The sequence below is a fragment of the Allomesorhizobium camelthorni genome, assembly GCF_011045125.1.
Lineage (GTDB): Bacteria > Pseudomonadota > Alphaproteobacteria > Rhizobiales > Rhizobiaceae > Allomesorhizobium > Allomesorhizobium camelthorni.
Window position 1 is genome coordinate 1 of the sequence record NZ_JAAKZF010000279.1, and the last position, 966, is coordinate 966.

Consider the following 966-nt stretch of genomic DNA (forward strand, 5'->3'; position numbering starts at 1 on the left):
GTAATTACCCACGCCCTTGTCAGGAGCAAGAATCCCTGAATCCATGTGGATATGGATCGCAGTGATTTGCAGCGTCTGACGAAGGAGGAACTGATCGATCTGGTGCTGCGGATGCAGCGACCGGACAAGACGTCGCGCACGTCATCGAAGCCTCCGTCGAGCGATCGCAAGGAGCGTCGGGACAAGGCGAAGCCCGGCGGCGCCAAGCCGGGACATAAGGGTCACAGCCGCGCCCTGAGCGAGGATGCCGATCGCATCATCGACCATCATCCCAACCAATGTCCTTGCTGCCGGGCCAGCCTGTCGAACGATCTTCCCGCCGAAACCGTCAGCGAGCACAACAAGATTGAGCTTCCCGCGATCAGGCCTTTGATTGAGCGCCATCGGCGTCTGGCAGTCCGTTGCCCGTCCTGCGGCACGCTGGTCGTCGCGGCTGTGCCAGATGCGGCGAAGGGGACGCCGTTTGGGCCACGCGTGCACGCCGTAGCGACCTATCTCAAGACTTTCCAGGCCCTATCCTACGAGCGGCTGCAGGGCGCGTTCGCGAACCTTTTCGGTCTCACCATCAGCCAGGGCGGACTGATGAACATGTTGCGCCGTGCGCAGGGCGCCTTCGCGGCCGAGTGCGACAAGGCCGTCGCGGCGTTGCGCCGGGCCAAGGTCATCGCCTCCGATGAGACCGGCGTGCGGATCGAAGGAAGCAACGCCTACCACTGGGTGTTTCGCTGCCCCGAAGCGGTTGTTCATCAAGCGGCGCCAACGCGCGGCGCCGTCGTGGTCCGGACCCTGATGGACGGCCATCGGCCCGACGTCTGGTGTTCCGATCGCTATGCCGCGCAGCAAGGGCACGCAAATGCGCATCAGACCTGCCTGGCGCATCTCGCCCGCGACGTCGCCTATGCGGACGAGGCAAGTGAGGACATGCTGCCCTCACGGCTCAAGCGTTGGCTGCAAAGGGCCTTCGCC

1 protein-coding gene is annotated in these 966 nt (G+C 64.2%); it reads left to right on the forward strand.

Annotated features, from left to right (window positions below):
• Positions 1-51: 51 nt before the first annotated feature.
• On the forward strand, positions 52-966 hold a 915-nt coding region (gene tnpC / locus G6N73_RS35870), incomplete at its 3' end, for an IS66 family transposase (RefSeq protein ID WP_165034573.1).